The organism is Rhizobium sp. BR 314, from assembly GCF_047445805.1.
Taxonomy (GTDB): Bacteria; Pseudomonadota; Alphaproteobacteria; order Rhizobiales; family Rhizobiaceae; genus Rhizobium; species Rhizobium lusitanum_B.
The window spans coordinates 255,095-264,487 of sequence record NZ_JARWLA010000007.1 but is presented as its reverse complement, the minus strand read 5'-3'; the positions used below and the strand labels follow the sequence as shown (position 1 = coordinate 264,487).

5 protein-coding genes and 1 pseudogene are annotated in these 9,393 nt (G+C 60.0%); all 6 read left to right on the top strand.

Translation table 11 applies throughout. The features are described from left to right. Positions 1 to 230 (top strand): annotated as a pseudogene (locus QD461_RS12980) (LacI family transcriptional regulator); the annotation flags it as partial. Positions 231 to 510: 280 nt separating this feature from the next. Further along, positions 511 to 1,257, top strand: coding sequence for a transporter substrate-binding domain-containing protein (locus QD461_RS12975; RefSeq protein WP_184705452.1), 747 nt, complete (start codon positions 511 to 513; stop codon positions 1,255 to 1,257). A gap of 65 nt (positions 1,258 to 1,322) precedes the next feature. Next, a complete protein-coding gene (locus QD461_RS12970; RefSeq protein WP_414088130.1) occupies positions 1,323 to 2,978 on the top strand; it encodes an amino acid ABC transporter permease in 1,656 nt (551 codons plus the stop codon). After that, complete coding sequence (locus QD461_RS12965) at positions 2,959 to 3,675, top strand: SDR family oxidoreductase (protein WP_414088129.1); 717 nt, start codon at positions 2,959 to 2,961, stop codon at positions 3,673 to 3,675. The genes QD461_RS12970 and QD461_RS12965 overlap by 20 nt, the downstream gene beginning before the upstream one ends. A gap of 16 nt (positions 3,676 to 3,691) precedes the next feature. Further along, the gene (locus tag QD461_RS12960; RefSeq protein ID WP_414088128.1) at positions 3,692 to 6,727 is read left to right on the top strand and encodes an aminotransferase class III-fold pyridoxal phosphate-dependent enzyme; all 3,036 of its coding nucleotides are present in this window, start codon (positions 3,692 to 3,694) and stop codon (positions 6,725 to 6,727) included. A 104-nt stretch (positions 6,728 to 6,831) separates the two neighbouring features. Then, entirely contained in the window at positions 6,832 to 8,886 is a 2,055-nt protein-coding gene (locus QD461_RS12955; RefSeq protein ID WP_414088127.1) for a beta-galactosidase, read from the top strand. Positions 8,887 to 9,393 lie beyond the last annotated feature (507 nt).

Below are 9,393 nucleotides of genomic sequence, written 5' to 3'. Positions count from 1 at the left end.
GTCTGGTGCATGGCCGCGATGCGGTGATCAATGCGACCGACGATCTCAATGTCAGCCAGTATTTCGCGCCGCCGATCACCACCTATTTCCTGCCGATCCACGAGCCGAGCGAGCTTCTGGGCAGCTACATCCTGCGCCGCATGGAAGGCGAACCGCCCGAGGCACTGCAAGCCCTCATCATGCCCAGGCTCATCGAACGCTCCGACGATCGCGTCACACCAAAACGCTGATCCTAGAGACATGCTCCGCGCCGTCTGTTCGAATTCCGTCTCTTCCTTCAGCATCCAAAACCTGTTCACGTCGGGGTTTTCGCCTCGGAGGTGTTTGTGCACAGTTCTTTAGATTCGGAAATAAAAACGTTTATATTTTGCATTGAAAACGTTTATATTCCTTGCTAGGTAAAATGGCGTGAAGCGAGGATCTGACTGATGGCGTCGAGGGGGCCGGATCTTCTTTAGGGTTTTGTCGAGAGTTGCCAAGGTGGCAGTTCCGACGATTGAGGAGGAAGAAATGAAGAAATTTGTCGCGACGCTTGCATTTGCCGTATTGGCTGCAGGCGCCACCCAGGCCGCGGATCTCGGCGGCAAGCTGCTCAAGATTGGTTCCGACACGACCTCTCCGCCGATGGAAAGCATCGATCCGGCGAGTGGCCAGATCGTCGGTTTCGACATTGATGTTGTAAACGCCATCTGCACCAAGATCCATTGCCAGGCCGAGTTCGTGACGACAGGCTGGGATGGCATCTTCGCCGCCCTCGATCAGGGCAATTTCGATCTTGTCGCCTCCGGCGTGTCGGTCACAGACGAGCGCAAGAAGGCTATGGATTTCTCCGATCCGTACATTATCAACAGCCAGGTCATCCTGACGCGCGCTGAGGATCAGGGCATCACGCTCGAGCAGTTCAAAGCACAGGGTCGCAAGCTTTCGGCGCAAGCCAATACGACCGATGCCCAGGTCGCAGAAGGCCTCGTCGGCAAGGAAAACGTTGCCGCATATGACACGTTCAGCGCGGCGATCATCGCCCTCAAAAACAAGGACGTCGACGGCGTCGTCATCAATGGCGCCAATGCCGCCGCCTATGAGCGCGAATTCGCCGGCCAGCTGGTAGCAGCCATAAAGGGTCTGCAGTCCGATCCGATCGGTCTCGTTTTCCGCAAGGGCGACGAGAACGTCGCAGCCTTCAATGAGGGCCTGCAGGAGATCAAGAAGGATGGGACGCTCGACAAGCTGATCGCCAAGTACTGGGGCCTCAAGTAAGTTCCTGTTGGGAGCGCGCTGCGCGCTCCCGACCTCGTCTGCTCGATCTGGCGCTGGAGGCCGGAATGTTGTTCATAAAAAGCGTGCGGCCCAGCAACCTGATCATTCTCGCGGCGCTGCCTTTCATCGTCTATCTGTTTGCGTCCTCGCCGGATTATCTGCGGTCGTTGCAGGCCATCCTCGGCGTGGAACCGGGATCCTCGGCGTTTGTGCCCGGCTTCTTGCTGTTGTCGGCCGCTTTCGCTTCGGGTATCGCCGTTCTTTTCCTGTCGCGGGCGAACGTCGCGCGACCGCGCCTCACCATTGCGGTGACACTTCTTGGTCTCATCGCGACTGCCGCAATCCTCGCGGGCGATATGGTTCATCCCTTCATCGCCTCGGTGGTCGCCAACAGCGTCGATCCCTTCAAATCCGATCTCATTGTCAAGGGCGTGACCCCGCGTCAGTTGACGCCGGCTGCCGATGGGGCCGTGCGGCAGGTCGAAGCCTGGGTCTGGCCGGCCTATGCGCTGCTGTTGGTGGCTGGTCTCGCGCTGCTCGCGATCGGCAACCGCGCAGCCGTCGCGGCTGAGAGTGCCGCGCGCCGGGCAGGCGCATGGCTGCTCGGGGTGGTCAACGGCGCCGGCCTTGCCTTCATTTTCCTGATCGCTTACATCGCCTTCGCGTCCGGCCTTGCCACTACCATCCGCGCCGCCATCGCTGCCTATCTTCTGGCTGCGATTCTTGGTCTCATATGGGTGGGGCTGCAGAAGCTGCGCTATACGCGTTCAAGCCTGATCTTTTTTGTGGCGACGACGTTTGGTCTGGCTGCTCTTTCCGCCTGGTTCCTGCTGCAGCCGCGCGACAACTACGTTTTGGCCGGCACGCTCGGCGGCAAGATCGGCATCGTCACCAACACGCCGTCGGGCTTGATCAGCGCGGTGCGCTTCGGCCAGTACGAGGGGGCTCCGAAAGCGGAAACGCCGGTCAGGACCTTCGTCACTCCCCAGCAGGCCATCGAGGCTGTCGGCAAGAAGCAGGATGTCAGCGGCGCATTACTGCCTGAGGCGTCCGTGCCGTCCGACTGGCCGGTTATATGGCGCACCCAGGCACTGAACGACCGTGACCGCGCCGCCGGTATAACTTTCTCCGTGGTCGCCATTATCATCGGTCTTTTGACCCTTGGCGGCTTTCTCCATCGCCGGCATCCGTTGTCGATCGGCTCGGAGTTCATTGTCGATACGATCCGCGGCATCCCGATGCTCGTTATCGTGCTCTACGTCGGACTGCCGCTCAGCGGTGCTCTGAAGGATGCGACCCAGGGCGTATTCGATCCTCCGAACCTGATGCGCGGCATCGTTGCCATGGCTCTTGCTTATTCGGCCTATCTCGCCGAGATCTTCCGCTCGGGCATCAACGCAATCCCTGTCGGCCAGATCGAAGCTGCGGCAAGCATCGGCCTCAATCGCTGGCAGACTGCCCGGCTGGTTATCATCCCGCAGGCATTCCGCATCATCATTCCGCCGCTTGGCAATGAACTGATTGCTATCTTGAAGGACACGTCGCTTCTGTCGATCCTGTCGATCCGCGATATCACCCAGCGCATGCGCGAGTTCCAGTCGGCAAGCTTCCTGCCCTTTGCGCCCTATAATTCCGCAGCGGTTCTCTACATCCTGCTGACGCTTGCGGCCGCCAGCTTCGTGAGCCTCATCGAGAAGAAATATGACGTCAAGCACCGCTAACAGGCCGTCGGGATTACAGGGGCCGGGTACAGTCCTGGTGACCGGCGCCTCGCGCGGTCTCGGACGAATGCTCGCAGAGCTGTATGCCGGTGAAGGCTGGCGGGTACTGGCGTGCGCACGCCAGGAGCTCCCGGAGGCGATGGCTTCCATGCTGTTCTATCCGCTCGACGTCAACGATGCGGCGTCGATCGAAACGCTTGGAAAAATGCTCAAGGGCACGACGATCGACATCGTGATCAACAATGCGGCGGTTCGAGGCGACACTGGCGGGCTCGCGTCGCTGCGGACGGATGATTTCATAGAGGTCATGCGGATCAACGCGCTGGCGCCGTTGCTGATTGCTCAAGCTCTTAGGGAAAATCTTTGCCTCGGGCGACGCAAGGTGCTGGTTAACATCAGCAGCCGGGCCGGATCCCTCGCGGAGGGGACGCTGGATGACGACGACGGCGACTATGCCTATCGCTGCTCGAAAGCCGCATTGAACATGGCGACCGTGAAGCTGGCGCAGGATCTTCGGTGCGAGGATATCGCGGTCCTATCGCTGCATCCCGGCTGGATCCGCACCGACATGGGTGGTCCGGACGCGGTTGTCGACATCGAGCGGAGCGCGCGAGGGCTGAAGGACCTGATCGACACGACGACGATGGCGGAGACCGGCAGTTTTCGCGCCTACGACGGCAAAGCAATATCTTGGTAAGGAAAAGAGTTTGGCAATGACCGACGCGAACAGCCAGCATGACGGTGAGATCCGGGCGATCGACGCACTACTCCGCGACAGCTATGACGTCTCGGGCAAGATAACCGCTCTGCCGGGCGAACACGATCTCAATTATTGCGTCGAGGCGGAAGACGGAAGCCGCTTCCTGCTCAAGCTGCACGCGCCGGGCGATGCCGACGATCTGGAAATGCAGATTGCCGTGCTTGATCATTTGGCGCGCATTGCGCCGCAGCTTCCGATCTCCCGTGCGCTGGCGGACAGGAATGGTGCCACCGCCATTGCAGCGGAGCTGCGCGGCAAACGTACCGCGCGCCTGCTGACGTGGCTGAATGGCAGCGTCTGGTCGAAATCTACTGCGCGTGGCATGCAAAGCGTCGTTACTCTCGGTCAACTGCTGGGCGAGATGGATCGCAGCCTCGAAGACTTCAGCCATCCCGGTGCCAAGCGTACTTACGCCTGGGATATCGGCCGCGCCGATATGCATCTGGAAAACCTTGCCTTCATTACGGATGCCGAAAAGCGCGAAACCGTGACGACTATCCTTGAGCGTTTCGTTGGCGAGATACTGCCGCGATTGCAGCAATGCCCGCGCCAGGTCATCCATAATGACGCCAACGACTACAACGTCCTGCTTGGCGAGACCGGTGCCGTGAGCGGCCTGCTCGACTTCGGCGATATGGTCGAAACCTGGCGGGTCATCGAAATCGCCGTTGCCGGCGCTTATGCGCTGATCGGCACGGCAGATCCGGTCGAGACGATCGGTCGCCTTGCAGGTGCCTATCATGCCGTCAATCCAATCAACGAGATCGAAGCCGAATTGATCTTCGATCTGACCTGCACACGTTATGCCGTTAGCATGTGCATGGCGGCAAAGCAGATCCGCGAAAATCCGGAAAATACCTATCTTCTCGTCAGTCAGGAAGACGTCTGGCGCGAGCTACAGCGCCTGCTGCAGGAAAACCGCTCGTTGGCGATTGCCCGCATCCGCGATGCCTGCGGCTTCGATCCGGTTCCGCATAGCCCCCGCATCGAGCGCTGGCTGGAGCGGAACGCGCATGACTTTGCGGGTGTCTTCAGGCCGTCGGTCGCGAAGCCGGAGGTACTGGCGCTCGATTTCACCGTGTCGGGACCGGATGCGGACAGCTGGGCCTTGCTCGACGCCGCCGGTGCGGCTCGCTTGATCGAAGAGCGTGTCGAACAGGCTGGGGCCGATTTCGCCATTGGTCTCTACGGTGAAGATCGCAACATCTATAAGAGCGATGCCTATCGGACGCCGACCGCCGGCCAGCGCCGCAGCATTCATCTCGGTGTCGATCTCTTCGGGGAAGCGCAAGAGCCTGTGCGTGCGCCTTTTGCCGGGACGGTCGCCTTCATTCACGACGATGCCGTCGCGTTCGGCTTTGGCCCTACGGTGCTGCTCGAACATCGTACGGATGACGGAGATGTCTTCTGGAGTCTCTATGGCCATCTTTCGCGGGAAAGTGTGGCCAAACTCTCGGTAGGGCAGATAATCACCAAGGGCGAGGCTTTCTGCACTCTCGGCGAGGCGTCGGAAAACGGCAACTGGTCTCCGCATTTGCATTTCCAGATCGTCACGGATCATCTCGGCCTCGGTGCGCAGATGCACGGTGTCGGCGTGCGCGATCAATGGCAGGTGTGGCGGGCTATCAGCCCCGATCCGAGCGTCGTATTCGGTTTCTCTAAGCCTGCGTCGGTCGTCGTCGCGCGGGACAAGGATTTTCTGGTGCGCGAGCGTTATCGCCGCATCGGCCGCTCGCTCAGCATCGCCTATTCCGCAACGCCGCTGAAAATCGTCGGCGGTGAGGGCGCTTATCTGATCGATGAAGAGGGCACGCGCTGGCTCGATATGGTCAACAACGTCTGCCACGTCGGCCATTGCCATCCTCGCGTGGTGAAGGCGGCACAGGCGCAGATCGGGAAGCTCAACACGAACTCGCGCTATCTGCATGACTCACTGGTGGAATATTCCCGCCGTCTGGCGAGCCTGTTTCCTGATCCACTTAACGTCTGTTTCTTCGTCAATTCTGGTAGCGAAGCGAATGATCTCGCGATCCGGTTGGCGCGCGCCTATACCGGCAATCGTGATATCATCACCGTCGATCATGCCTATCACGGGCATCTGTCCAGCCTGATCGATGTCAGCCCCTACAAGTTTGCCGGCAAGGGCGGAGAGGGGCGTCCGCGGCATGTCCGGGTGGCGGAGATGCCTGATCTTTATCGCGGCCGCTTCCGCTATGGCGATGCGGATGCCGGCAGCAAATATGCGGAGGACGTGCACAACCAGGTTGCCGCTCTTGCGGTGGAGGGACGTCGTCCCGCGTTGTTCTTCAGCGAGGGCATTCTAGGCACCGGTGGTCAGCTGACGCTCCCGGCCAATTACTTGAAGGAAGCCTACGCCCATGTGCGGGCGGCAGGCGGTCTTTGTCTGGCCGATGAAGTCCAGGTCGGCTTCGGCCGCGTCGGCAACCATATGTGGGCGCATGAATTGCAGGGCGTAGTGCCCGACATCGTCACCATGGGCAAGCCGATCGGCAACGGACATCCGATGGCAGCCGTCGTGACGACGGAAGCCATTGCCGCCTCTTTCGCCAACGGCATGGAGTATTTCAACACTTTCGGCGGCAACCCCGTCTCCGCGGAGATTGGCCTCGCGGTTCTCGATGTCATCCGCGACGAGCGGCTGATGTACCATTGCCGTGTTGTTGGCGACCGGTTGATGGATGGCGTGCGGGCGCTGGCGGCACGCCATGAGATCATCGGCGATGTGCGCGGCCATGGCCTTTTCAACGGCGTGGAGCTGGTGCGTGATCGCAAAACCCTGGAACCCGCAGCCGCGGAGCTGGACTTCGTGATCGCGGAGATGAAGCGCAAGCATCGTATCCTGCTCGGCAGCGAAGGCCCGCATCATAACGTGCTGAAGGTGAAGCCTCCGGCGCCCTTCAGTACGGAGGATTGCGACCGGTTCCTCGATGCACTGGACGAGACCCTGTCTCGCCTGCCGGGCCGCTAAGTTTTCACCTCACCACAGAGATCATGCCGCATTGGTTTTAGCGGCGATATAAACGTTTAAATTTCGACTGCGACAAGGGTAATGCCCGACGTTCGGCGACTTGAATGATGAAGGACAAGACAGTGCACAAGCCGCTCGCCAGACAGAACAATTTCGATGCAAGCCGGCAGGATGCCGGCATGCTGGAGCTTGGTGTCTGCTACTATCCGGAGCAATGGCCAAGGGCGAAATGGGAAGAGGATGCCGCTCGCATGGTGGAACTCGGGCTCGCCTGGGTGCGTATCGGCGAGTTTGCCTGGTCGCGCATCGAGCCGCAATCCGGCGTCTTCCATTGGGAGTGGTTCGATGAGGCTGTCGAGGTACTCGGTAAGGCGGGGTTGAAGGTAATCATCGGCACTCCGACGGCCGCGCCTCCGAAGTGGCTGGTGGACCGCTATCCCGATATTCTTCCCGTCGACGCGCGCGGTGTTGTCCGCAAATTCGGTGCGCGCCGGCACTACTGCTTCTCCAGCCAACGCTATCGTCTGGAGGCCGCCCGTATCACCGAGGCGGTCGCGCAGCGCTATGGCGAACATCCTTTCGTCCATGCCTGGCAGACCGACAATGAGTATGGCGATCACGATACAATCCATAGCTATTCAAGAGGGGCGCTCCACGCGTTCCGCGGATGGCTTGCGGCTCGATATGGCACCATAGAGGAGCTGAACCGAGCTTGGGGCACCACCTTCTGGAGCATGCATTACAATAGCTTCGATGAGGTGGATCTGCCCAACAATCTCGTCGAAGAGCCTACGCCGACGCATCTTGTCGATTACTTCCGCTTCGCCTCCGATGAGGTACAGAACTTCAACAAGGCGCAGGTCGACATCATTCGCCGCCATTCGCCGGGCCGGCCGGTGACGCATAACTTCATGTCGCAGAATACCGACTTCGATCACTATAAGGTTGGTGAGGACATCGATATCGCCTCGTGGGACGTTTATCCCATGGGCGGGCTCATCAATGGCCGACTGAGCGCAGAGGAAAAGCAGCGCTATCTGCGCGTCGGCGACCCCGATCAGCCTGCTTTCAACCACGATCTTTATCGTGCAGTCGGCCGCGGCCGCGTTTGGGTCATGGAACAGCAGCCGGGACCGGTGAACTGGGCGTCGCACAATCAGTCGCCGGCCGATGGCATGGTACGGCTGTGGACCTGGCTTGCCTATGCCCACGGCGTCGACATGGTGTCCTATTTCCGCTGGCGTCAGGCGCCCTTTGCGCAGGAGCAATTCCATGCCGGCCTTCTGCTGCCCAACAGCGAAGAGGATCAGGGCTATAAGGAAGTGGCCGAGGTCATCAAGGAGATGAAGCTGCTGCCCAAGGGCGAAAAGCGCGGCAAGGCTTCCGTGGCGCTGCTGCTCGATTATGACTCGCGTTTTGCGACTCGCGCCCTGCCGCAGGGGCGCGACTATGCCGCCTCCGCGATCGCGCTTGATTGGTATTCCGCCGTCTCGCGTCTCGGGGTCGATATCGATTTCGTAGGACAGCATTCCGATCTCGACGGATACAAGCTCGTGCTGGCACCTGATCTTGTCATCCCTGATGCGGATTTCATTGCGCGGCTCAAGGCATCGGATGCGAAGGTCTTGTTCGGTCCCCGCAGCGGCAGCAAGACGCGCGACATGCATATTCCGGGCGATCTGCCGCCGGGTGTCCTTGGCGATCTTCTCGATTTCCGGGTTACGCGCGTCGAGTCCCTGCCGGCGTTTCAGTCCGAGGCCGTGCTCTACGGCAATACCAGCCATCAGACGACCGGATGGCGGGAAACGATCCGCACGAGGGAAACCGTGCTTGCAACGTTCCAGGGGGAGTATCGCCCCGATACACCGGCGCTGATCGGCAATGAGAAGGCGCGCTACTGCGCAACGCTTCCGCGCGAAGAGTTCCTGCTGAAACTGATGGGCGACACGCTTGCCTGGGCTGATGTCGACTGCCTGCCCGATCTCGGCGACCTGCGCCTTGCTCGACGCGGCAAGCTGCATTTCGCTTTCAACTACGGCAGTACAGCCGTAAGTGCGCCTGTCGCAGCGGATGCGATTTTCCTTGTTGGCAGCAGAAATGTGGAGCCGGTTGACGTCGCGATCTGGATCCAGGCGGGTGAAGACGCCGCAATCAAATAGTTGATCGCATTGGCAATTCCTGCGGGCTGTCTTGTCCTCGACAGGCCGCAGGAAGGGGAACTGTCCAGAAATCCGTACTGGCCTTGAAAGCAAGGCAAACAAATAGCCGCAAGCCGAAGCGTGTTCCGCATTGCCGGAGCTTCGGAATGAAAGCGCGCCATGTCGCCTTGCAAGGCACTGATGTCGCTTTCCTGCGCGCGCCTTACCCCGAGGCATGATCTTCTATCCATGTTCAAGGCACCATCGAGATATCTCTTGATGGGAGCGCGAGAAGGGTCATACTTCGGCTCTTCTCGGGCCAAAGTGCGTCAAACCGGGTTTTGAAGAACGGGTTTGACGAGCATAATCGAGCTTTGGACAGCAGGCCTGATGATCGCGACGAGTGATCCGGAGGCGGATGGGAGGCTTTTCAGATTGCGCCATCCATCTCTTGCTTCCTCACCGATCGGTCATATCTGCACCGGTTGTGGATGCTGCTGAGGTGGCGACATCCGCGGCCGTTTTGCT

Bases quoted from the DNA above. Each gene is read 5' to 3' on its own strand.
- QD461_RS12975 (WP_184705452.1), top strand. From the start codon at position 511: ATGAAGAAATTTGTCGCGACGCTTGCATTTGCCGTATTGGCTGCAGGC.
- QD461_RS12955 (WP_414088127.1), top strand. From the start codon at position 6,832: ATGATGAAGGACAAGACAGTGCACAAGCCGCTCGCCAGACAGAACAAT.
- QD461_RS12965 (WP_414088129.1), top strand. From the start codon at position 2,959: ATGACGTCAAGCACCGCTAACAGGCCGTCGGGATTACAGGGGCCGGGT.
- QD461_RS12970 (WP_414088130.1), top strand. From the start codon at position 1,323: ATGTTGTTCATAAAAAGCGTGCGGCCCAGCAACCTGATCATTCTCGCG.
- QD461_RS12960 (WP_414088128.1), top strand. From the start codon at position 3,692: ATGACCGACGCGAACAGCCAGCATGACGGTGAGATCCGGGCGATCGAC.